The sequence below is a fragment of the Amycolatopsis mongoliensis genome (assembly GCF_030285665.1).
Taxonomy (GTDB): Bacteria; Actinomycetota; Actinomycetes; order Mycobacteriales; family Pseudonocardiaceae; genus Amycolatopsis; species Amycolatopsis mongoliensis.
The window spans coordinates 3,503,670-3,525,953 of the sequence record NZ_CP127295.1 but is presented as its reverse complement, the minus strand read 5'-3'; the positions used below and the strand labels follow the sequence as shown (position 1 = coordinate 3,525,953).

Here is a 22,284-nt window from a genome sequence, read left to right as displayed (position 1 = left end):
TGTCGGTGCCATCCCGTAGCTTGGCCGTTGACCACCGGGAGGCAGCATGGATCCGATCCGTGTCCCGCCCGAGATGTTCCGCTTCACCAGCGGGGATCGGGCCGGGCTCGACGTCTCGATCCTGCACGCTTTCGGTGAGGCGAACGAACGGCTCGAGACCGCGCTGAGCCTGGACGACGTGCGAGCGTGGTTGCGCTCGATCGGCTGGCTCGAAGCGATCGAAGACGACGAACTCACCGGGAGGCTGAAACAGCTCCGCGACTGGAACCTCGTCGATGTCGTTCAGAACCACTCCGAGAACTACCGGACGGCCGGTGAATACGAACGTCGCAACCTCCAGTACTCCCTGACCCGTCAGGGAGAAGCCGCCTTCGCCGGCGTTGTGCACGCCATGAACGTCCTCGCCGCGACCGGTGCGTTGCAGACGGCGGTGCTCGACGCGATCGCCGACCGGCTCGGCGATCTGGTCCGGGAGCTGGACAGGGGCACCAACCGGCGCATCTTCACCGCGCTGCTCGAACTCGAGGCTCATCTCGAAGCGTTGCGTGGCAACACGAAGCAGTTCAACGGCGAACTGCAGCGGCTCCTGCGCGCCGACGGGGCGAACCTCACGACGTTCCACGAGGTCAAGGCGAGTACGGTCGCCTACCTCCAGGAATTCCTCACCAATCTCGAGCACCGGGCGCACACGATCGCGGTCCGGATCCAGCAGGTCGAGGACCACGGTGTCGGCCTGATGCAGCTGCGCGCCCTGACCGGCGCGGATCTCCCCCAGCTCACGACCAGCGACCCGGGACCGGCCTGGCTCGAACACCGGCGCGCTAAATGGGCGGGCCTGCGCGCGTGGTTCCTGCCGGTCGACGGATCCCAGCCACGGGTCGAGCACCTGCACATCGTGGCCCGCAAGGCGATCATCACCCTGCTCCAGGTGCTCGACCGGATCACGGAGTCGCGACGGCGGACGAGCAGCGCCGTCTCCGACTTCCGCGAACTCGCCCGGTGGTTCACGGTGGTTCCCGCTCAGGACGACCTCCACCGGCTGTGGTCGACCGTTTTCGGGCTCAGCTCCGCGCGTCATGCCCACCTTGCGCATCCCGACCCCGAGCTGATCAGTTCGACCTCAGCATGGGCGGAGGCCCCGCCGGTCGAGGTCTCCCCGCTCCTCAGGACCAGCGGACGCACGGAGCGGTTCAGCCGCACCGGCAAAGTTCGCGACGTCGCAGCCGTGCGCGCGGCGAGAGCCGAACAGGCGCGCGCGGAGCGAGCCGAACTCGAAGCGGCGTGGGACATGCTCGACACGGGTGGCCCGGTCCGGCTGTCTTCGTTCGGAACGCTGGATCACAGCGTGTTCGAACGGCTGCTGGACCTGCTGGGGCGAGCCCTCGGTGCCGCACCCGGCCGCGGCGGCGGCCGGCGGAGCACGACGTCCGATGGCCGGATCGAGATCGTCCTCCGGTTACCGCGTGACGGCTCGACAGCCGTGCTGACCACGCCTCGCGGACAGTTCCGCGGGCCCGATTACGACGTCGAGATCCGGACAGCCGGACAGCGTCCCGTACGACGGACCGCCGGAGGCCGCCCGTGACCAAGCTGGACAATCAGCTGGTAGCCGCCGAGCGCGAGGAGGTCGCGCACGGCATCCGGTGGCTGCTGGCCGCACCGCTGATCACCGAGCGAAGCCAGCCGGAAACGTTTGACCTGGTCAGGCGACGCCGAGACCCGATCCGGCAGTGGTTCGACTACTACTGCGGGTGGACGCTGACCGTCGAACCGCGGCTGGGCTACGCCCGGCTCGTCAAGGTTCGGACCGTCACGGACCCGACCCGGCCCGCCCGGCGGTTGCGGTCCGGACGGACCCCGTTCGACCGGCGCAGATACGCGCTGCTGTGCGTCGTCGCTGCCGAGTTGCTCGCCGTTCCGGTGACCACCATCGGCCTGCTGGCCGATCGGGTGGGCCGCGCAACCGCGGCGGACGACGTGGTGCCGAACTTCGACACCGCGATCCGCGGCGAACGAATGGCCTTCGTCGACGTCCTGCGCCTGCTGGAGTTGTATGGTGCCGTCGAGGTCGTCGACGGGACGACCGAAGCCTTCGTGGACTCGGCCGAGGCGAAGGTGCTTTACCGGATCGACGCGACCCTGCTGCTCCGGCTCCTGGCCGCGCCGGTCGGGGCGTCGCAGCTGGCGGTGCCGGTCGACGAAGTGGCGCTGCGCTTCGACGAACTGCTCGCCGCCGTTTCGCGTGAACGGCGCTACGGCCTGGCCTCCGGCGCACACGACGAAACCGCCAGCCACTCGGAGGTCCAGCGAAACCTGTGGCTGCGGCATTCGGTGTTCCGCCGGCTCGTCGACGATCCGGTGCTCTACTTCGACGACCTCAGCGCCGACGAACGCGCCTACCTGGCCTCACCCACCGGGCGGCAACTGCTGCGCCGCGCCGCGGACCAAGCCGGTTTCGTCCTGGAAGAACGAGCCGAAGGAGTTCTCCTCGTGGACACCGACGGGATCGCGACCGACACCCGTTTCCCGGACGACGCCGGCACTGCCAAGGTGGCTGCGCTGTTGCTGCTCGAAACACTGACCCGTCCATCCACAATGGAACAGCTGGAGATCGAAGCTTCCGCATTGCTCGACCGCTTTCCCCGCTGGGCGAAGACGTACCGGGACGATGACGGTCCGCGTCAGCTGGCTTCCGACGCCTTGGCGGTCCTGGCGGAGTTCGGCCTCGCTCACCAGGAAGCCGGTTTGATCCGGCCACTGCCGGCAGCGGCCCGCTACGCGGTACGCGATGCCCGGACCACCGGATCCGGAGAAACGACGTCATGACAGTCACCGAACTCCCTCACCACGCCACCGAGGAAACCCCGGCGAGGCCGGCCCGATGGGTGCCGAGCCGCGCCGGGATCCTCAACGTCTGGCGGTACTACGACGAGGTCTTCGAGTTCCACGAAGGGCGACTGCTGCTCCGCGGCCCCAACGGCAGCGGGAAGTCGAAGGCGTTGGAGCTGCTGCTGCCCTTCCTGTTCGACGCGAGCCTGCGCGCCAACCGGCTCTCGACGTTCGGCACCGGCGAACGAACCATGCACTGGAACCTCATGGGGGAAGGCGCCACCGGCACGACCAGGGTCGGCTACGTCTGGCTCGAGTTCCGCTACCCCGGCGAGCCTGAGCGGTGGTTCAGCTGTGGCGCCCGATTGCAGGCGAGCACACACACGGCCACCGTGCACCCCGATTACTTCACCACCAGCCTGCGTGTCGGCCCGGCCGGGCTCTCCCTCGTCAACCAAGCAGGCCAGCCACTGACGAAAAGTGCGCTGGAGGAACGCCTCGGGACCGACGGCGTCGTCCATGCCAACGCAAGCGACTACCGCGCGGAGATCCGCACGACCCTGTTCCCCGGGCTGAACGAACAACGCTTCGACGCGCTGATCATGGCCCTGCTCCAGCTGCGCATGCCGAAACTGTCCCAGCGGCTCGACCCGAGCCTGCTGTCGAACCTCCTTTCCCGCGCGTTGCCCCCGTTGGGACAGCAGGAAATCGCCGATCTGGCCGAAGGCTTCGAGCGGCTCGACGCACAGCGGGACAGGCTCAAGGCGCTCGAGGAAGAAGTCATCGCGACCCGGACTTTGGCTGCTCGCCAGCGAACGTATGCCCAGCGGGTGTTGCGGGCCGGCGCGGCGAACCTCATCTCGGCGACCACCGAGCTGGACAACCTGGCCAGGGCCGCCCGGGACTCGGCTGAACGCCACCGGGCCGTTGCCGTCCTCAAGGCGGAAGCCGAACGCCGCGCCGAGGAGCTGGCCGCGGAGTTCGGCACGACCGAAGCACGCAGGACCGGTCTCATGGAAAGTGAGGAATACAAGCAGGGGCAGGAACTGGACAGATTGCGCAGCCGGACAGCGAAGGCGCGGGCCACCGCCGATCGACTCAGCCGGGACGCAGCGGCCAAGCGATCCGCAGCGGAAAACGACGAACAGGTTCGGCAGACGGCCGCGCAGACGGTGGAGCGACAGGCCGAAGCCGTCCGCACGCAAGAACTCGAGACACGCAACGCCGCGATGCGCGCCGGCCTGCTGAGCGTGCACGAGGAAGTCTCGACGCGGCTCGAAGCCGAGACGAGTGCCGCCCGCGTCTTGCTCATCGCGGCCGTGCGGAGCAGACAAGAACAGCTCGACACTGCCGGGAAGGCACTCGACAGTCACGAACGCGCCGTGGACCGGCGGACGCAGGCGGAGGCCGACCTGGACACAGCCAGGGCCAGGCTCTCGGAAGCACAAGGTCGGCTGACCGCCGCGGTCGCCGGACGTGAGGCCGCCTTGTCCGCGCTGAGCGGCGAACTCCTGGCCTGGATCGCCGGCTGCCGCGAGCTGACGTTCCCAGAGCCCGAAAGCCTGCTGACCCGGCTGGAAGCGGAGCCTGTCCTCCTCGCCGCAGTCGACGCGGTCGCGACACCGATCCTGGAGGACATCACCCGCCAAGAGACGACGACCGGCGCGGCGCTGGCGACGGCACAGCGGGAACGCGGCGAGCTGGTCAGCGCTCTCGACCGGCTCCGCACGGAACAGGACCTCCCACCGGCCACGCCACCGACACGGACCACCGATCGCACCGCCATGACCGGCGCACCGCTGTGGCGGCTGGTCGACTTCGCCGACGCGACCCCGGCTCATACGGCAGCGGCGGTCGAGGCAGCGCTCGAAGGAAGCGGCCTCCTGGACGCTTGGATCGGCCCGCGCGGCGAGGTCGACGGCCACGACGTCTTCGCGGATCCGGACGCCCTTCCACCGGTCGCCGGGCGTTCCCTCGACGACGTCCTGGTCCCCGAACGCGATGGAGGGGTGGAGCCCGCGACCGTCGAACGGCTGCTGAGGTCGATCGCCTTCGGCGACCGGCTCCCCGAGAACGCACCCGCGGCGGTCGCTGCCGATGGCTCGTGGCGAATGGGCTCGCTCAGCGGAAGCTGGGAGAAGGAGCACGCTTCCTACGTGGGTGCGCTCGCACGCCAGCGAGCCCGGCAACGTCGTATCGACGACCTGACGGCCTCGATCGCGCAGTACGACGGCGTGGTGACCTCGCTCGGCGAAGAACTGGCCGCCTTGAGGACTCGCCGTGAAGTGGTCGCCCACGAACGCGCGGCGCGCCCCGGCCACGCCGAGGTGGTGACCGCGACCGAGGTGGTGACCCGGCGCGAATCCCAGCGCGCAGCAGCCGAGCAAATCGTCCGGGAGCGGGTTGACGGTGTCACCGCGCGCGATCGCGACGTGGCCCGTACCCTCCACGAGCTGACCGCACTCGCCGCCGAGCACGGGGTGCCGACCGACCGGACCGCCTTGGGAACGCTCGCCGCTGCTCTCACTTCGTTCCAGGACCAGGCCGAAGGCTGGCTCGAAGCGCAGGCCGGGCTGGCGACCTTCCGGCAGGTCGCCGGTGCGGCGACCGAGCAGGCTCGGCGATCGGCGGAGATAGCCTCGGAACGGGCGGAAGAAGCAGCGCAAGCCACCGAAGAGCACGAACGCCTTGCCGCCACTCTCGAAGCCGTCGACAGCACCTTCGGCGTCGACTACCGCGAAGTGCTGGCCGAAATCGAGGCTCTGCGCACCAAGGCGGCGCGGTTGGGTGAGGAGCGCGCATCGACCGCAGGTCTGGTCAACGAACTCACTGGGAAACTCGGTGAGCTGAAGGTCCGCCGGGAAACCGATGCCGACGCCCACACGCAGGCCGGAAACCACCGGGATGCCTCGGCGCACCGGTTCCGGCAGCTCGCGACCGGCGTGTTGCCCGCCGACAGCGAAATCGACCTGGCTGCCTTCGAAGCGACCCTTTCCGCGTCGGAGGGCGTCCGCGCGGCGCTGGAAGCTGCCCGGCTGGTCGCCGCGACCTGGCCGGCCGTTCCGCATTCATCCACGAACATCGGTGACGCCCTGCACCGGCTTTCCGAATCCGTGCACTCGTGCCGCGAGACCTTGAAGTCCCGCGCTGACCTCGATCTCGAGACAGACGAGGACGTGCAGGTCTTCACCGCGGTGGTCGACGGCGTCCGAATCGGCGCTGCGGAGCTGTTGCACATTCTCCGGACCGAAGCCGATCAAAGCCGCGACGAGATCACCGAACGCGAACGGCGGCTCTTCGACCAGACCTTGACCGGGGACACCCGGCGGCACCTGGCCGCCCGGATCAGGCAGGCGAACGAGCTCGTCGACGGGATGAACGCCCGGCTGGAACGGGTGCGAACAGCGTCCAAGGTAGCGGTCCGGCTCGTCTGGCAGGTAGCGCCGGACCTGCCGACCGGCACCAAAGCGGCACGCGACCTCCTGCTCAAGGATCCGGCCGGGTTGAACGACGCTGAACGGGAGTCGCTGCACCGGTTCTTCCGGGACCGGATCGAACAGGCCAAGGCGGACGACACGGCGACGAGCTGGGAGCAGCAGCTGGCTCAGGTCTTCGACTACACCGCCTGGCACCATTTCGTGGTCAAGGTCGACCGGGCCAACGGCGAAGGCTGGAAGTTGCTCACGCGCAAGCTGCACGGCGCGCTGTCGGGTGGGGAGAAGGCGATTGCCCTCCACCTCCCCCTGTTCGCCGCCGTCGCAGCGCACTACCAGGTCGCGCCGGAGGCACCACGCGTCATTCTTCTCGACGAGGTGTTCGTCGGTGTTGACGCCACGAACCGCGGGCAGGTATTCGCCCTGCTGTCAGCGCTCGACCTGGACCTCATGCTGACCTCGGACCACGAATGGTGCGTCTACTCGGAGCTCAGCGGAATCGGCATCCACCAGCTGATCACCGGAGCCGATGGTGACGACGCCGTCACCACCGCGCGATTCACCTGGGACGGCCACGAGCTGGTCACCGGTGATCCGCCCAGCGGGCTCCATACGCCAGGCCTGGCGTGAGGCCACGAAACCGCAGGTAGACCTCCCCCGACGAATCCACCGGCTCCGGGCGGCCGCGGTAGCCGGGGTCCGACACGTCCCTCTGGAACGCTCCCTCCATCGCCCAGACTTCCGGAGGAACCCGGCCGAAGCGGACGTGCAGGTCGAACTGGTCGCACGGCTGACGAGGCACCGTCACCATGTGCGGTCGCAGCGCTGACAGTGAAGGGAGCTGGAACAGCACCGCGCACTCCCACGACTCGCCCCGGGACAGCGGACGGGGCAGCTCCAGCCCGTACCCCCACCGATCACTCGTCTCCATCCCGCGGTCCAGCAAGGTCCCGCCGTAAAGAACGGTGACCGACAGGTCCGAACGTCCACCGGGGAGCGAGACAGCCAGGTCGAGAGACCGAAGCCCTTCCTGATCAGCGACGATCCGGCGCTGCTCGAGAACCGAGGGCTGAGGCTGGTCGAGCACGAGAGCGACGGCAAGCGAAGCCGTGTGCCAACGGGACTCCGGAGTCGGAGGCGGAGACGCGCGCAACGAACCCGTCGCCATCTCGGCCAGCAGGTCGATCGCCTCGTCCACGCGGCGGCGGACCGTCCGGGGGTCGCGGTCCAGGCGGTTCGCCGCCCAGCGGACCCGGTCCTGGTACAGCGGCTGGCGGGCCTCCGCGCAGATCGCGAAGGCCGCCAGCGCCGCCACCCGCAGGTCCTCGGGCAGGTCCGCCGCCAGCTCGGACAGGCGGCCGCCCACCTTGTCGCGGATCGCCACCATCCCGTCCTCCGCCAAGACCGAGCACGCCGAACGAAGACGGGGGCCGACCCGGTCCTCGACGCGGCCCGCCAGCCCGCGCCCCTTGCGCAGCGTCTTCAGCTCCTGGACCAGCTCAGAACGCTCCACGGTCGTTCTCCTTCAGTGCGTTTCCATGGCCAGCACCCCCTTCAGGACAGCGTGCGGCCGGGCGGTGGACCGGAAGTGGACAGAACGTGCATCACCGAGGCGATCAGCGCCGTCCCCAGGCGGACGCCGTCTCTGCCCAGGTACGTGCGGAACGTGCCGATGCGGCCCAGTGCCTCTTCGTCCGCGTCGCCGACGCCGAACGCCACCACGCGGGGACGGCGCGGCCATGCCGGGTCGCACAACGACGAGAACGCCGCCGGCCAGGTCACCGGGTCCGTCGGCTGACCGTCGGACAGGAAGAACACCAAGGGCCGGTGCACCCGCACCCGGTGTGTTTCCAAGAGCCGGATGTCCGTGTCGATCGCCGAGCGCAGGAACGTGAACACCGGGCCGAAGTTGGTGCCCGCGCACGGGCTCGGCGGCGGCAGCTCGGCGACCTCACCCGTGAGGTAGAGCCCGTGAACCGCCGCGGGTTCCTCCCCGAAGCCGATCACGCTGCACAGCACCCGGTCGGCGACCGACGCGTCGGCGTGGACCGCCCCGCGGAACTCGCGCAATCCCCTGTTCAGCTCCTCGATGTGGTCGGCCATCGAAAGCGAGATGTCGCACGCGACGTAACACGGCAACACGTCGGACCCCATACCGGTTTCTCCTTCACCCCTGATTCGACCGGCGGAGTCTGGCAACGCGGTGTGTATCGAACGTGCAAGAAATGCGGATTACCGAAACTCCAACGGCCGATTGCGCGACACCAACCGGGGAACGCAAGCTGACGGCCGGGGAGGCTGTGTGGAGTTTCGGATGCTCGGCCCGCTGGAAGCGTGGCACGACGGCGCACGGGTGCAGCTGGGTGACCAGCAGCAACGGTTCGTCCTCGTCGTGCTGCTCCTGAACGCGAACAAGCCGGTGTCGACCGCCCGGCTCACCGAGATCGTCTGGGCCGGCCGGGAAACGAAACCCACCCTGGTGCGCGGCTACATCAAGCGGCTGCGCGACATCGTCCAGGACACGGCCGACGTGGGCATCGAGACGACGCCGACCGGCTATCTCCTGCGAGTCGGCGAGGACCAGCTCGACACCGTCCGGTTCGACCGGCTGCGCGCCGAAGCCGGCCGGACCGACGACCCCCGTCGGAAGATCGAGCTCCTGCGGGAGGCCGTCGGGCTGTGGCGCGGGCGGTTCCTCGAAGACATCGACATCGACCGCGTCGGCGGGCCCGAGGTCGTGATCCCGGAGGAGAGCCTGCCCGACGCCGTCGGCGACCTGGCCGAGCTGGAGCTGGACATCGGCGACCACCGCTCGGCGCGCGACCGGCTGCGGCCGCTCGTCCGGTCCGACCCGGCCAGCCAGAAGCACGCCGAACTCCTCATGCGCGCCCTGATCGCCGGCGGTGACCGGGTCGGCGCGCTGCGCGTCTTCCACGGCACCCGCGACGCCCTCGCCGAGCTGCGCATGGAACCGGGGCCCGTGCTGCGCAACCTCGCCGCGCGCGCCGAACACGGCGATCCGCCCAGCTCACTGCCGTCGCGACCCGGCGGGTTCACCGGGCGTGCCGCCGAGCTCGCCACGATCGAGACGGCCGCCGCGAACGGACGCCACGCCGTCTGGGTGAGCGGCGCGCCCGGTGTCGGCAAGACCGGTCTCGCCGTCGAAGCGGCGCATCGGCTGCGTGACCGCTTCCCCGACGGCCAGCTCCTCGCCCGGCTGAACGGGTTCACCCCGGGCGTCCCCGAGACCAGCGTCGGCGACGCGCTCACCGAGTTGCTGGTCGAGCTCGGCGTGCCGGCCGAACAGATCCCGGCCACCGTGGGCCGGAAGGTCACGCTCTACCAGACGACGTTGTGGGGCACCCGCACGCTGGTCGTGCTGGACAACGCCGCGTCGCCCGAGCAGATCCGGCCGCTGCTGCCCGAGGCCGACGGCTGCCTCGCCGTCGTCACCAGCCGGCGGATGGGTGACGCGGACACCGGGGAGAACATCCGGCTTTCGCCGCTGCCGCCGGAAGAAGCGGCCGAGCTGTTCCACGCGCTGACCGACCCGCCGCGGGTGCGCGGACGGGCGGCCGAGGTGGCGCTGATCGTCAAGCGGTGCGGGTTCCTGCCGATGCCGATCCGGGTGGCGGCCGCCCTGTTCCGGCGGCACGACCGGTGGCCGCTGGAGCACCTGCTCCACCTGCTCGAAGAGAACGGCCCCTGGAGTGAGGACGACGGCGTCGCCGCCGTCCGCGTCTCCTACCAGCAGCTCGGCGAGCCGCAGCGCGCCCTGTTCCGGCTGCTCGGCAGCCTGCCCGGGCCGGACGTCGACGTCGCGGGCGGTGCCGCCCTCGCCGGCTGCGACGTCACCGAGGCCCGGCAGCTGCTCGACGACCTGCACGAGGTCAGCCTGCTGGAGGAGGCCGCGCCGGAGCGGTACCAGATGCTCGACCCGCTCAAGGAGTTCGCCGCCGTCGAACCGGCGCCCCGGCGGGCGCTGGTGCGGCTGCTCGACTTCTACCTGGTCACGCTGGCGGCCGCGGTCGGCGCCGCCTACCCCTTCGACCGGGCGCAGCTGCCCGGGACGGACCGTGTCTGCCCCGTGACGCCCGTCTTCGCCGACGCCCGCGCCGGGCTCCGGTGGATCGCCGCCGAGCGGGACAACCTCGTCGCCGCGATCCACTACGCCGCCCGGCACGACCTGCCCGAGCACACGTGGCGGCTGGCCGTGCTGCTGTGGCGCTACTTCAACACGACCAACCAGTTCGAGGACTGGATCGACACCCTCGACCTCGCCTGGAAGACCGTCTCGGCCGACTCGGGCAACGACTACGGCCAGGCGCACGTGCTGCTGCGGCTGGCCACCGCGCACGACCGGCGCGGGCAGCTCGCGGAGGCGCTGGAGCTGGCCGCCCAGGCGCTGCCGAAATGGCGCCGCCTCGGCGACCCGCGAGGCGAAGCCGCGACGCTGTGCGCGCTCGCGATCCCGACGATGGAGCTGGGCAAGCACGAGCAGGCGATCGCCCACCTCGAGGCCGCGTTGACGAAGTACGAGCAGAGCGAGGACCGGCGGGGCGAGGCCCACGCGCTGAGCATGCTCGGCTACCTCAACGAGCTGCACGGCAACCTCGACGTCGCGCTGGGCCAGCACTCGGCGGCCGCGCGGATGCTGCGCGAAATCGGTCACGTCCAGGGTGTGGCGCACGCGCTGAACAACCTCGGGTCCGTGCAGGAGAACTCGGGTCTGCTCCCGGAGGCGCTGGCCAGTTACACGGAGGCGCACGGGCACGCCGCGGAGGTCGGGGACCACTGCGTCGAGGCCTACGCGCTGAACAACATCGGAAACGTGCACCGCAAGCAGGGCCGGTTCGACCAGGCGGTGCGCTACCACGACAAGGCGCGTGAAGTGGCGGCGAACGTGCCGGATGCCGACCTGCGCACCCAGCTCTACCTCGACCGCGGTGCGACCGCACTCGCCCGCGGTGCCCGGCGGGACGCTTTGACGGCGTGCAAGGCGGCCTTGGACCTGGCTGACGGCAGTGGCAACCGCGCCTATCGAGCCCGCGCTCATCGCGGTGTCGCCGAAACGCTCCACGCGCTGGGTGAGCACACGGGCGCGGTCGCGCACTGGACGGCCGCCGAAGCCGAATTCGACGCGCTCGATCTACCGGAAGCCGGTGAAGTGCGCGACGAACGCGCCGCGTTGGAATGCGCCTGCGCGTCGCGGTGACGCATTCCGGGCCGGCCGGTTGACGGCCGGCCCGGCGCACGTCAACCGTGCCAGGGGTTGCCGTCGGTCCCCGCGGGCGGCGGGTTGGTGGTGGTGACCGGCGGCGGCGTACCACCGTCACCGTCGGCGAACGCCGTGGCGGAACCGATCACCGGCGCCGCCGCGACGATGCAGAGCGCGAGCACGGGTCCACCGATTTTGGCCAGCTTCTTGGGCATGGACATGACGAATCCTCCAAAGGAATGGGGGTTTTTCAGGGATTCCGGGGGATTTCCGGGCCCTGCAACCAGGATTCGTCACCCAGAATAGGCAAACAAGGCGTTTCCTGTTGCCTGCACAAACAGGAAACAGTCAACGATCAGGAAACTCGAAAGCCTTTTATCCGCGCCACAGGTCGACATGCCGCACGAACCTCCACGACCACGACCGGGTCATGCTTCTTGCCCGCGCGTGGCACATCTCCGCAGGCGAAGTCGTCCGGCGACTGCTCGACAACTTCGTCAAGCAGCACATCGAGGCGACTTTCAACCCGGACACGAAGCGCGTGGCCATCACGACCGGCGAGCTGGCCGGCCGCTCGTACAAGAGCCCCAGCGGAGCGGCCATCGGCGTGGTCCAAGCACTCAATCCCCACGTCTGCCGCTGACTCGTGAAAACTGACCCCCAGGAGTCTTCCGAAAGTTGCCCCCCTCTGAGGTAGGAGGGTGTTGAACGTGGAGGACTGGGCGGAGATCCGCCGGTTGCATCGGGCTGAGGGTGTGCCGATCAAGGAGATTGCCCGGCGGTTGGGGGTCGCGCGGAACACGGTCCGGGCGGCGTTGAGGTCGGACGGTCCGCCGTCGTATCAGCGGGCGTCGCGAGGGTCGGTGGCGGACGCGTTCGAGCCGCAGATCCGGGCGCTGCTGGCGGAGTGGCCGCGGATGCCAGGCCCGGTGATCGCGCAGAAGATCGGCTGGCCGTACTCGATGTCGCCGCTGAAGAAGAAGCTGGCCGTGTTGCGGCCGGAGTATGCCGGGATCGATCCGGTCGACCGGGTCGTCTACGCGCCCGGCCAGATCGCCCAGTGCGACCTGTGGTTTCCCGAGCCACGGATCCCGGTCGCCGCGGGCCAGGAAAGGGTGCTGCCGGTGCTGGTGATGACGCTGTGCTTCTCGCGGTTCCTGACCGCGACGATGATCCCGTCGCGGCAGGCTGGGGACATCCTGTCGGGGATGTGGCAGCTGATCAACGGGATCGGCCGGGTCACCAAGCAGCTGGTCTGGGACCGGGAGTCCGCGATCGGCGGGACCGGGCGGGTCAGCGTCCCGGCCGCGGCGTTCGTCGGCACTCTGGCCGCGAAGATCGTGCTCGCGCCGCCGCGGGACCCGGAGTTCAAGGGCATGGTCGAGCGGAACAACCAGTTTCTGGAGACCTCGTTCCTGCCCGGCCGGGTCTTCACCGGCCCGGCCGACTTCAACACCCAGCTTGAGGACTGGCTGGTCCGGGCGAACAACCGGACCGTCCGGTCGATCCAGGGCCGCCCGGTCGAGCTGCTGGAAACCGACTACCAGGCCATGCTGCCACTGCCGCCGGTCGCCCCGCCGATCGGGCTGAACCAGCGGGTCCGGCTCGGGCGGGACTACTACGTGCGGGTCGACACCGTCGACTACTCCGTCGACCCACGGATGATCGGCCGGTTCGTTGACGTCACCGCCTCGCCGGATGAGGTGACGGTGTTCTGCGACGGGCAACTCGTCGCCCGGCATGGCCGCTGCTGGGCCAAGCAGGTCGTGGTCACCGACCCGGCCCACCAGGCCGCCGCGGCCTTGCTGCGGAAGAACTTCGCGGCCGAACGCCTGCGCCGCGAGGTCTCCGGCGAGACCCGCCGTCACGCCGACGGACACGTCGTCGCGATGCGGGCCCTGCCGGACTACGACGCGCTCTTCGGCGTCGATTTCACTGCACCACCAACGAAAGCGAGCAACACGTGAGCACAACCGTCCAGCCCAAACCGTCGGCCGCAGCGCCGAAAGACGGGCTGCCGTCCCAGATCGCTTATCTCACCCGGGTGCTCAAGACCCCGACGATCGGGGCGTTCTGGGAGCAGCTGGCCGGCCAGGCCCGGGACGAGAACTGGTCCCATGAGGAATACCTCGCCGCACTGTTGCAGCGCCAGGTCGCCGACCGCGAATCCAAAGGCACCGTGATGCGGATCCGCACCGCCCACTTCCCGGCGGTCAAGACCCTGGAGGACTTCAACCTCGACCACCTGCCCTCGCTGCGTCGCGACGTGCTGGCGCACCTGTCGACCAGCACGTTCGTCGCGAAGGCCGAGAATGTGATTCTGCTCGGCCCGCCCGGCATCGGCAAAACCCACCTGGCGATCGGGCTCGGAGTCAGGGCCACCCAGGCAGGCCACTCGGTGCTGTTCGACACCGCCAGCAACTGGATCGCCCGGCTCACCGCCGCCCATCACGGCAACCGGCTGGAGGCTGAGCTGAAGAAGATCCGCCGCTACAAGCTGATCATCATCGACGAGGTCGGCTACATCCCGTTCGACCAGGACGCGGCGAACCTGTTCTTCCAGCTCATCGCCTCCCGCTACGAGCAGGGCTCGGTGATGGTGACCTCGAACCTGCCGTTCGGCCGCTGGGGCGAGACCTTCTCCGACGATGTCGTCGCCGCGGCCATGATCGACCGTCTGGTCCACCACGCCGAGGTTCTCACCCTCACCGGCGACTCCTACCGGACCCGCCAACGCCGCAATCTGCTGCGCGACCAGCAGCAGAACCCCAACCAGAACTAGACAACAACACCTCGGAGGGGTCAACTTTCCGGAGACCACCCGGGGTCAAGGTTCACGAAGCGTTGACAACGTCCACCCGAACCGCAACGGGTGGTCCTTCTGGTTCATCGAGAAGACCGGCGCGACTCTTCGGACTATTCGAGAGGACTGACTCGAGTCCGGCCCGCATTCGACTTCGACGCGACGACAAGTGCTCCACCCGCGAGGAGGCACGCTGCCACGAGCAGGGTGATCGACACTGTCGTCCTCGTCATCAGGGCTCCGAGGATCGCCACCCCCAGGACAGCGCCCGTCTGACGGGAAGCGTTCAGTGCTCCGCCCGCGATGCCCGCCAGGTCGGGTAGGGCCGAGCCGACCACCGCCGTCAGCAGTGCCGGGATCGCCAGTGACACCCCGAAACCCAGCAGCGCCAGCGCCACCACCGAAAGCGCGGGGGCGAACGCCTGGATCGACGTGCCCGCCGACATCAGGAGGAAGCCGGACACCGCCGGGATTCGGGGGCCGATCCGGGCCACCCAACGGCCCGTGAAGATCGGGTTGAACGCCGTCGGGATCGTCAACGGCAGGAATGCCAGGCCCGTCGATGACGGCGAATAGCCCCGCGTCTCCTGGAAGTACAGCGACAGCACGAACAACACGCCCGACAAGCCGAAGTTCACGATCGCGCCCGCCAGCAGGCCCCGGGACAGCAGGCGCCGCGGGAGCATCGCGTCCGGGCGGCGTTGGGACGTCACGAACACCGCTGCCGCGACCACGGAAACCGGCAGGATCCACGGGCTGCCCTCGACCAGGGCGTAGGTCAATGTCGATAAAGCGACTATCGCCGACGCCTGGCCGACCAGGTCGAAGCGGCCTGGCTTGGGCGGGGTGCGCGGCGCCGCGGAAGACAGTGCCAGAGCCACCGCCGCCACCGGGACGTTCACCACGAAGATCGCTCGCCAGCCGAAGGTCTGCGTCAGCAAGCCGCCCAGGAGCGGGCCCGCCACCAGGCCCGTTCCGCTCAACGCCGCCCACACGCCCATCGCCTTCGCGCGGGCGGCGGCCGCGGGGTAGGCCGCCGTGATCAGGGACAGCGATGACGGCACCAGCAGCGCTCCCGCCACTCCGAGCAGCGCGCGGAGCGCGATCAGCATCGAAGGCGCGAACGAAAACGCCGACAACAGAGACAGCACACCGAACGAGGTCAAGCCCGTGAAGAACACCCGGCGGGCGCCGAAGCGGTCCGACCAGGCGCCCGCCGTCAGGAGGAAGGCCGCGAACGTCAGCGTGTAACCGTTCGAAATCCATTGCTGGACTGGCAAAGAAGACGACAACGCGGGAAGCGCCACAGTCACGATCGTCGTGTCCAGCATGACCAGGAAGTAGCCCAGCGAAAGGCCGATGAGGAGTCTTGGCACACCGAAAGCCTGGACGCTCCGTGACGTCGGCGGAAGCAGGCAGTTACGATGGCGGGTATCGGGAACGCCGATGGGGGCCCACATGGAACTGCGTCACCTGCGCACCTTCCGCGTCGTCGCGCGGACGCTCAACTTCACCCGCGCCGCCGCCGAACTGCACTACGCCCAGTCCAGTGTCACCGAACAGATCCAGGCCCTGGAAGCCGAACTCGGGTCGCCGCTCTTCGACCGCGCCACCCGGAAGCTCACCGCCGCCGGGGAACGGCTGGTCGGCTACGCCGATCGGATGCTTTCGCTTGCCGAGGAAGCCAAGGCCGCCGTGGACGCGGAGCGCGGCGAACCCGACGGCGAACTGACCATCGGCGCGCTCGAAACCCTGTGCACGCACTGGGTTCCGCCGATCCTCGGCGCTTACCGAACGCGGTGGCCGCGCGTCCGGATGTCTGTGAAAGAAGGCGGACGCGGGGAGCTGTACAAGGGCGTCAGAGAGTCCGAAATGGACGTCTGCTTCACCTTCGGCACCCCGCCGGACGACCCGGCGCTGGCGAGCCGGGCGCTGAAAGCCGAACCGCTCGTCGTCATCGTGCCGCCGGGACACCCGTTGGCGGAAAAGGAAGAGATCCGGCCCGGCGACCTCCGGGGCGTCGGGTTCCTCGCCACGCCGAAGGGCTGCGGCTTCCGGGAGATGCTGGACCGGATCGACGGGCCCGTCGTCGGCACCGAGGTCGGCAGCCTCGCCGCCCTCGGGCGCTGCGTGGCCGCCGGGATGGGGTGCGGGATCGTGCCCGCGATGGTCGACCACCCCGGCGCGGTCGCCGTCCCCCTCGCCGGACGGACGACCGAGGTCACCATGACCTGGCGGCGGCGCGACGAACACAAACCGAGCGTCGCCGCGCTGCTCGCCACCGCCTACGCGTTGTCCAGCAAGGACATGTGCTCGTCCGGAAGCTCCAAGGTGAACGCCGGGGCGATCGACGCGTAGTGCTCCCACGTGCGCGGGCCGATCAGCGGGATGACCCCGCGACGCAGCAGCCACGCCAGCGCCACCTGGTTGCCCGTGGCTCCCAGCGAAGCGGCCACCTTCGCCACCGCGGCCAGCCGCGCCTCCGAGTCCGGGCCCGCGTACGCACGCCAGATCGGTGTTGACTCGCGATAGGCCGCGTCGTCGTAGATTCCGCGCAGCAGGGACGAATACGCCGCCAGCGAGACGTCCGGGTGCGCCGCCAGCCAGTCCAGCAGCTCGCCACCCGCGATCGAGGGGACGTCGGCGCCGGCCGGGCGCAGGTACGAGTGCTGGACCTGGACCGCCGCCGGAGAGGGCCAGCCGTTCGCCAGCGCCAGCGTGCGGATGCGCTCGAGGCGCCACGTGCGGACGTTGCTCCAGCCCGTGTGGCGGACCTTGCCCGACCGGACCAGATCGTCCAATGCGGACAGTGTCTCCTCGAGCGGCTCGCGGCGGAGGTCGACGTGGACGTAGTACAGGTCGATGTGGTCCGTTCCCAGGCGCCGCAGGCTTTCCTCCACCTCGCGCCGGATCACCGCGGCGCTCGCACCTTCGTAGGTGCGCTCCCTCGCCTCCCAGTCCGTCGTGCCGTCCGGCCGGGTCGCGGTGCGGGCCGCGGGGAAGTCCGTGATGCCCGCCGCCACCTTCGTCGCCAGGCACACCCGGTCCCGGCGGCCGCGAAGCAGCTTGCCGAGCATGGACTCGCTTTCGCCGCCGACGAACGACGGGCCCGCCCACCACGCGTAGCAGTTCGCCGTGTCCAGGAAGTCGCCGCCCGCGTCGAGGTACGCGTCCAGGATGCGGGCCGACGTCGCTTCGTCCGTCGACGTCCCCATCGTCATGCAGCCGAGCGACACCTGGCTCACCCACTGGCCGGTCCGGCCCAGTTCCACCTTCTTCATGCACACGAACCTAGAAGAGAATCGGTCCGGTACTACAGTCCAATGGCGTGGCCGGGCCACAGACCAATTGGAGTGTCCTGTTGGAGTTGAGCGGGTCGGGGCCGAAGCACGACCAGCTCGCGCGCGCCCTGCGCCGGGCGATCCGCGGGCTCGAAGACGGCGTCGCCGTGCCGCCGAGCCGGCAGCTCGCCGCCGATCTGGGGTGCTCGCGGTGGGTCGTCACGCAGGCCTACGCCCAGCTCGTCGCCGAGGGGTACCTCGCCGGGCGCACCGGATCGGCCACGCGCGTGCGCCGCGTCGCGAGCGAACCGGCGCCGAGAACCCCCGTACGCAGGGAAGCCCCGCCGCGGTACGACCTCGCCCCGGGGCTGCCCGACCTGCGGCACTTCCCGCGGCAGCGGTGGGCGGACGCCGTGCGTGAGGTGCTCACGACCGTGCCGCACGCCGACTTCGGGCTGCCCGATCGAGGCGGTCACCCCCGGCTCCGCCGGACTCTCGCCGGCTACCTGCGGCGAGTCCGGGGTGCCGAAACGCACGACGTCCTGATCTGCGGCGGCGTCACCGACGGCGTGACCCGCGTCTGCCGCGCCCTGCTCGAAAAGGGTGTCACGCGGCTGGCCGTCGAGGACCCCGGCTGGACGCGGTTGCGGCGCGCCGCCGCCGCGACCGGGATGGCGATCGATTCGGTGCCGGTCGACGGAGAAGGCATCGACGTCGATCGGATCCCGCGCGGGACGCGGGCCGTGCTCGTCACGCCGGCGCACCAGTTCCCGACCGGCGCCGTCCTCTCCCCGCGACGACGTGTGGAGCTGCTGACCTGGGCCCGGGACGTCGACGGGCTGATCCTCGAAGACGACTACGACGCCGAGTTCCGCTACGACCGGCGGCCCGTCGGCACCGTCCAGGGCACCGATCCGGCACGGGTCGCGCTCTTCGGGTCCGTCAGCAAGACGCTCAGCCCCGCGCTCGGGCTCGGCTGGGTCGCGCTCCCTCCACAATGGACTCTCTCGGGGCACGCGCCGCCGGTGGTCGACCAGCTCGCGCTCGCCGGCTTCGTCGAGAGCGGCGGCTACGACCGGCACCTCCGGGCCGCGCGCCTGCGGTACCGCGCACGCCGTGACCGGCTCGTCGACGCGCTCGGCCCCGTGCGGCTTTCGGGTGCAGCGGCCGGTCTGCACCTCGTCCTGCACCTCGACCGGGACGCGGCCGAAGTGACGAAGAGGGCGCGCGCCAAGGGCGTGAAAGTGGCCGACCTCGACGACTACCGGGAAGCTCCCGGCGAGCCCGCGCTCGTCCTCGGCTACGGCAACCTCGCCGACAACGCTGTCGGGACCGCCGCCCGGTTGCTGCGCGAAGCGGCCGGCTGAGGGCTTCTCAAACCCGCACCGAGGTGGAAAGCTGCTCACCGAACCGAGGGCCTGACCGAAGGTCCGCTTCTGACAACGTTGTCATCCTGGGAGGTGCGCCCATGTGGTCGCAGAGCAGACGGTTGGCCGCCGCGGTGGCGGTGGGGGTGGTCGTCACCGGGCTGGCGCCTGCCGTGGCGGAAGCCGCTCCGGAAAGTGCCGATCCGGTGAGCCTGGTCAACCCCTTCGTCGGCACGCAGAACTTCGGCAACACGTTCCCCGGCGCGAGCGCGCCGTTCGGAATGGTGCAGGTCAGCCCGGACACCGGCGGTCAGGGCGGCTACGACTACCTGCAGAACGCGATCTACGGCTTCAGCCAGACGCACCTGTCCGGCGTCGGCTGCGGCGTGATGGGCGAGCTGCCGATCATGCCGACCACCGGCGCCGTCGACAACGTTGACAAGAACGCCTACCGGTCCGAGTACAGCCACGACGACGAGCACGCCGAGCCGGGCTACTACCGCGTCGGCCTCAAGAAGTACGGCGTGAACGCCGAGCTGACGGCGACCGCGCGCACCGGCTGGCAGCGCTACACGTTCCCGTCGACCGGCCAGGCGAACGTCCTGTTCAACACCGGCCAGGCCAACCAGTCGGTCAAGGACTCCGAGATCCACGTCGTCGGCGACCGGACCCTCGAAGGCCGCGTGCGCGCCGGCGGGTTCTGCGCCGGCCACGACGAGCACACCGTCTACTTCACCGCCACCTTCGACCGGCCGTTCAGCTCCTACGGCACCTGGCGCGGCTCGACGCGCACCGAGGGCAGCCGCGACGCCGCGGGCACCGGCGGCAACGGCGCCTGGGCCAGCTTCGACGCGAGCACCGACCACGACGTCGTGCTCAAGGTCGGCCTGTCCTACACGGGTCTCGACGGCGCGCGGAAGAACCTGGCGGCGGAGACGAAGGACTTCGACTTCGACGCCACGCGCGCCGCGCTGCACCAGCAGTGGGCCGACAAGCTCGGCGCGATCAAGATCGGCGGCGGCACGACCGAACGGCAGACGGCGTTCTACACCGCGCTCTACCACGCGCAGCTGCACCCGAACCTGGCCGGCGACACCGACGGCGCGTACACCGGCTTCGACGGCAAAGTGCACACCGCGAGCGGCTACACGCCGTACCAGAACTTCTCGCTCTGGGACACCTACCGGCCGCAGAACCAGCTGCTCGAAATGCTCGAACCCCAGGTCGCACGCGACGTCGCGCTGTCGGTTGTGGCCATCGGCCGCGACGGCGGGTGGCTGCCGCGCTGGGCGCTGGCCGAGAGCGAAACCAACATCATGACCGGTGACCCGGTGACGCCGTTCCTCGTCGAGGCGTGGTCGAAGGGTCTGCTCGCCGGACACGAAGAAGAGGCGTACGCGCTGCTCAAGAAGAACGCGACGAGCACGCCGCCCGCCGATTCGCCGTACAACGGGCGCTCCGGTGTCACCTACTACAACGACCGCGGCTACATCCCGAGCGGGCTGGAACTCGGCAAGGACTGCGCGGCCAAGGGCGGCGACAACGACTGCGAGCACCCGGCGTCGGCGACCATGGAGTACTCCGCGGCCGACGCGGCGCTCGCGTTGATGGCGAAGGGGTTGAACCACCAGGCCGACGCGCGGATGTTCGCCGACCGCGGTCAGTGGTACAAGAACCTCTGGGACTCCTCGACGCAGCAGTTCCGCCCGCGCACGACCGAGGGCACCTTCCTCACGCCGTACAACCCGGTCGACGCCGACCACCAGTTCCACGAGGGCGGCGCCTACCAGTACCAGTGGCTCGTGCCGCAGGACCCGGCCGGGCTCGTGTCGCTGATGGGCGGCAAGAAGACGACCGAGCAGCGGCTCGACTCCTTCTTCGCCTACGGCAACCTGCTCAAGGACCCGGCCGGCACCGCGCGCAACGACTGGATCTCCAGCCCGTACGACTACTACGGCAAGGCGACGTACAACCCGAACAACGAGCCCGACCTGCTCGCGCCGTACATGTACCTGTGGGCGGGCGCGCCGGCGAAGACCGCGACCGTCGTCCGCGCGGCGATGACGCTGTTCACCACCGGCCCGGACGGCATGACCGGCAACGACGACCTCGGCACGATGTCCGCCTGGTACGTCTTCTCCTCGCTGGGCCTGTACCCGACGATGAGCGGCGCGAACTTCCTCGCGCTGTCGAGCCCGCAGTTCGAGTCGGCGACCGTCCGGATCGGACAGTACGGCCGCTCGCAGGGCGGCACGCTGACGGTGAACGCGCCGGGCGCGAGCGACACGAACCGGTACGTGCAAAGCGTGTCGCTCAACGGCCGCGACGTCCGGCAAACCTCCCTCGACTGGTCTTCGGTGGCTCACGGCGGGACGCTGAACCACAAGCTCGGGTCGAAGCCGTCATCGTGGGGCACGGGGTCGGAACCGCCGTCGGTGAACAACGCCGCCGGTGACCTGCGGCGGCACGTCGACGCGTCGCTGCGGCAGTCGTCCGTCGTGATCCCGGCGGGTTCGGCGCAGCAGGTGCACCTCGACCTGGACGTCCTCGCGCAGAACCCGCTGCTGCAGCCGGTGACGATCTCCGCGACCGCGCCGGCCGGGTGGAAGGCGAAGGTCCAGCCGGTCGACCTGATCTGGTCGGGACGGCTGCCGGTGCAGAAGACGGTGCCGATCACGGTGACCGTGCCCGCGGGCGCGGCCCTCGGGACGTACCCGGTGCAGGTCAAGGTGGCCGGGCTGGGCGCGAACACGGTGACCCGCTCGGCGACGATCGAGGTCCGGACACCGTCGGCGTGCGCTTCGACGGCCGGTGCGCAGTGCGCGGTCGAGCTGGGCCGCGACTACAACCACGACGGCACGGCGACCGTCGCGGCGTCGACCGAGGGCAACTTCGACGGCGGCGGCTGGAGCTACGACGCCGACTTGCTGCCGCCGGCCGGGCCGGTGACCTGGGACGGCGTCACGTACGCGGCGCCGGACGCTTCGGGCACGGCGGCGAACTTCGTCGAGGCCCGCGGGCAGTCGCTGCTGCTCCCGGCGGGGCAGCGCACGGCGCTGAAGCTCGTCGGGGCGTCGCACAACGGGCCGGTGACGACCACGCTGACCGCGCACTACACCGACGGCACCAGCGCCGACGTCACCGCGACGTTCGGTGACTGGGCCGGCTCGGGCAGCCCGGTCGTGCTCGAGATGCCGCACCGCATCAAGGCGGGCAGCGGCGTCGACGGGCCGCCGGTGCGGCTGTTCGGCATCTCGGCCGCGCTGGACGGCGGCAAGACGCTGCAGTCGGTGAGCCTGCCGAACGACCCGCGGGTCGAGATCTACGCGCTCACCCTGGCGTGATCCCGTCG

Annotated in this window: 15 protein-coding genes; 10 read left to right on the top strand and 5 right to left on the bottom strand. The window is 70.0% G+C overall.

Going from position 1 to position 22,284, the window contains the following annotated elements; genetic code table 11:
• Positions 1 to 46: 46 nt before the first annotated feature.
• Genes QRX60_RS17295 through QRX60_RS17285 form a run of 3 tightly spaced genes read left to right on the top strand, consistent with a single transcriptional unit; the run spans position 47 to position 6,893 of the window.
• Positions 47 to 1,585, top strand: a complete 1,539-nt coding sequence (locus tag QRX60_RS17295) for a TIGR02677 family protein (protein WP_286001802.1) — start codon at positions 47 to 49, stop codon at positions 1,583 to 1,585.
• Positions 1,582 to 2,826, top strand: a complete 1,245-nt coding sequence (locus tag QRX60_RS17290) for a TIGR02678 family protein (RefSeq protein WP_286001801.1) — start codon at positions 1,582 to 1,584, stop codon at positions 2,824 to 2,826. The genes QRX60_RS17295 and QRX60_RS17290 overlap by 4 nt, the downstream gene beginning before the upstream one ends.
• Positions 2,823 to 6,893: a TIGR02680 family protein gene (locus tag QRX60_RS17285; protein ID WP_286001800.1), complete on the top strand. Its 4,071-nt coding sequence runs from the start codon at positions 2,823 to 2,825 to the stop codon at positions 6,891 to 6,893. The genes QRX60_RS17290 and QRX60_RS17285 overlap by 4 nt, the downstream gene beginning before the upstream one ends.
• On the opposite strand, the gene QRX60_RS17280 is transcribed toward QRX60_RS17285, so the two are convergent.
• Together QRX60_RS17280 and QRX60_RS17275 are read right to left on the bottom strand one after the other, a co-directional pair.
• Complete coding sequence (locus QRX60_RS17280) at positions 6,847 to 7,776, bottom strand: hypothetical protein (RefSeq protein ID WP_286001799.1); 930 nt, start codon at positions 7,774 to 7,776, stop codon at positions 6,847 to 6,849. The two genes, QRX60_RS17285 and QRX60_RS17280, sit on opposite strands and share 47 nt — an antisense overlap.
• A 41-nt stretch (positions 7,777 to 7,817) precedes the next feature.
• Positions 7,818 to 8,417, bottom strand: coding sequence for a vWA domain-containing protein (locus QRX60_RS17275; RefSeq protein ID WP_286001798.1), 600 nt, complete (start codon positions 8,415 to 8,417; stop codon positions 7,818 to 7,820).
• A 148-nt stretch (positions 8,418 to 8,565) separates the two neighbouring features.
• Between QRX60_RS17275 and QRX60_RS17270 the strand changes: the two genes are divergently transcribed.
• Positions 8,566 to 11,478, top strand: a complete 2,913-nt coding sequence (locus tag QRX60_RS17270) for an AfsR/SARP family transcriptional regulator (protein WP_286001797.1) — start codon at positions 8,566 to 8,568, stop codon at positions 11,476 to 11,478.
• Positions 11,479 to 11,519: 41 nt separating this feature from the next.
• Here the strand turns inward: QRX60_RS17270 and QRX60_RS17265 are convergent, their stop codons facing one another.
• A complete protein-coding gene (locus QRX60_RS17265; RefSeq protein WP_286001796.1) occupies positions 11,520 to 11,702 on the bottom strand; it encodes a hypothetical protein in 183 nt (60 codons plus the stop codon).
• A gap of 209 nt (positions 11,703 to 11,911) precedes the next feature.
• Between QRX60_RS17265 and QRX60_RS17260 the strand changes: the two genes are divergently transcribed.
• From QRX60_RS17260 to istB, 3 genes are read left to right on the top strand one after another with little or no spacing between them, the layout of a single operon-like run.
• The gene (locus QRX60_RS17260; protein ID WP_286001795.1) at positions 11,912 to 12,124 is read left to right on the top strand and encodes a hypothetical protein; all 213 of its coding nucleotides are present in this window, start codon (positions 11,912 to 11,914) and stop codon (positions 12,122 to 12,124) included.
• A gap of 58 nt (positions 12,125 to 12,182) precedes the next feature.
• On the top strand, positions 12,183 to 13,448 hold the full coding sequence (gene istA, locus QRX60_RS17255; protein ID WP_286001794.1) for an IS21 family transposase: 1,266 nt from the start codon (positions 12,183 to 12,185) through the stop codon (positions 13,446 to 13,448).
• Positions 13,445 to 14,263 (top strand): IS21-like element helper ATPase IstB, encoded by an 819-nt coding sequence (gene istB, locus QRX60_RS17250; protein WP_286001793.1) that lies wholly within the window; start codon positions 13,445 to 13,447, stop codon positions 14,261 to 14,263. The genes istA and istB overlap by 4 nt, the downstream gene beginning before the upstream one ends.
• Positions 14,264 to 14,397: 134 nt before the next feature.
• Here the strand turns inward: istB and QRX60_RS17245 are convergent, their stop codons facing one another.
• Positions 14,398 to 15,660, bottom strand: a complete 1,263-nt coding sequence (locus QRX60_RS17245) for an MFS transporter (protein ID WP_286001792.1) — start codon at positions 15,658 to 15,660, stop codon at positions 14,398 to 14,400.
• Between the two features lie 82 nt (positions 15,661 to 15,742).
• Here QRX60_RS17245 and QRX60_RS17240 point away from each other — a divergent pair, with 82 nt between their 5' ends.
• Positions 15,743 to 16,642: a LysR family transcriptional regulator gene (locus QRX60_RS17240; RefSeq protein WP_286001791.1), complete on the top strand. Its 900-nt coding sequence runs from the start codon at positions 15,743 to 15,745 to the stop codon at positions 16,640 to 16,642.
• Here the strand turns inward: QRX60_RS17240 and QRX60_RS17235 are convergent.
• Positions 16,570 to 17,565, bottom strand: a complete 996-nt coding sequence (locus QRX60_RS17235) for an aldo/keto reductase (protein ID WP_286001790.1) — start codon at positions 17,563 to 17,565, stop codon at positions 16,570 to 16,572. The genes QRX60_RS17240 and QRX60_RS17235 overlap by 73 nt on opposite strands.
• An 86-nt stretch (positions 17,566 to 17,651) precedes the next feature.
• Between QRX60_RS17235 and pdxR the strand changes: the two genes are divergently transcribed.
• Positions 17,652 to 18,932: a MocR-like pyridoxine biosynthesis transcription factor PdxR gene (pdxR, locus tag QRX60_RS17230; protein WP_286001789.1), complete on the top strand. Its 1,281-nt coding sequence runs from the start codon at positions 17,652 to 17,654 to the stop codon at positions 18,930 to 18,932.
• Positions 18,933 to 19,033: 101 nt separating this feature from the next.
• On the top strand, positions 19,034 to 22,276 hold the full coding sequence (locus QRX60_RS17225) for a GH92 family glycosyl hydrolase (RefSeq protein WP_286001788.1): 3,243 nt from the start codon (positions 19,034 to 19,036) through the stop codon (positions 22,274 to 22,276).
• Positions 22,277 to 22,284: the final 8 nt, after the last annotated feature.

Bases quoted from the DNA above. Each gene is read 5' to 3' on its own strand.
- QRX60_RS17260 (WP_286001795.1), top strand. From the start codon at position 11,912: ATGCTTCTTGCCCGCGCGTGGCACATCTCCGCAGGCGAAGTCGTCCGG.
- QRX60_RS17235 (WP_286001790.1), bottom strand. From the start codon at position 17,565: ATGAAGAAGGTGGAACTGGGCCGGACCGGCCAGTGGGTGAGCCAGGTG.
- QRX60_RS17295 (WP_286001802.1), top strand. From the start codon at position 47: ATGGATCCGATCCGTGTCCCGCCCGAGATGTTCCGCTTCACCAGCGGG.
- QRX60_RS17285 (WP_286001800.1), top strand. From the start codon at position 2,823: ATGACAGTCACCGAACTCCCTCACCACGCCACCGAGGAAACCCCGGCG.
- QRX60_RS17225 (WP_286001788.1), top strand. From the start codon at position 19,034: ATGTGGTCGCAGAGCAGACGGTTGGCCGCCGCGGTGGCGGTGGGGGTG.
- QRX60_RS17240 (WP_286001791.1), top strand. From the start codon at position 15,743: ATGGAACTGCGTCACCTGCGCACCTTCCGCGTCGTCGCGCGGACGCTC.
- QRX60_RS17275 (WP_286001798.1), bottom strand. From the start codon at position 8,417: ATGGGGTCCGACGTGTTGCCGTGTTACGTCGCGTGCGACATCTCGCTT.
- QRX60_RS17265 (WP_286001796.1), bottom strand. From the start codon at position 11,702: ATGTCCATGCCCAAGAAGCTGGCCAAAATCGGTGGACCCGTGCTCGCG.